The organism is Methylibium rhizosphaerae, assembly GCF_006386545.1.
Classification (GTDB): Bacteria; Pseudomonadota; Gammaproteobacteria; order Burkholderiales; family Burkholderiaceae_C; genus Pseudorivibacter; species Pseudorivibacter rhizosphaerae.
On record NZ_SWAR01000199.1, the window covers coordinates 1 to 529 of the forward strand.

General features: G+C 69.2%; 1 protein-coding gene. It reads left to right on the forward strand.

Features of this window, described 5'->3' with window-relative positions:
• Nucleotides 1–529 (forward strand): calcium-binding protein (locus E8D38_RS28090; RefSeq protein ID WP_140637649.1); only part of this gene is annotated, 529 nt, incomplete at both ends.

Consider the following 529-nt stretch of genomic DNA (forward strand, 5'->3'; position numbering starts at 1 on the left):
TCGGGCGACGAGCTCGTGCTGTCGATCGTGGGCAGCTCCGACAGCCTGCGTGTGCAGAACCACTTCAACGCGACCAACTACTACCGCATCGAGCAGATCCGCTTCGCCGACGGCACCACCTGGAACACGGCAGCCATCAGCGCACGGGTCACCGTGCCGCCTCCTGCGCCCAACGACACCAACCCGGTTCTGCCTGGCGCCCCGGGCGTCGCCAGCCGTCTGCTGTTCCGCCAGGTTGGCAACGATCTCGAGATCAGCAGCCTCGGCTCGAACGTTGTCACCCTCGTGCGCGACTGGTACGCCGCGGCCCAGGCACACCTGGATCTTGCGACGGCGGGCGCCGGCGCCCTGGCGCCCGGCGCCGCCCTGGAGGGCCCCGAGCTGTCGGCCACCACGAACACCGACGAGACCACCCGCCTGATCTACGACGCACGCGGCAAGCTGGTGGCGGAGCTCGACGCCGAACGCTACCTCACCGAACACGTCTACGACGCCCGGGGCAACCGCACCACGACGATTCGCTACAGCC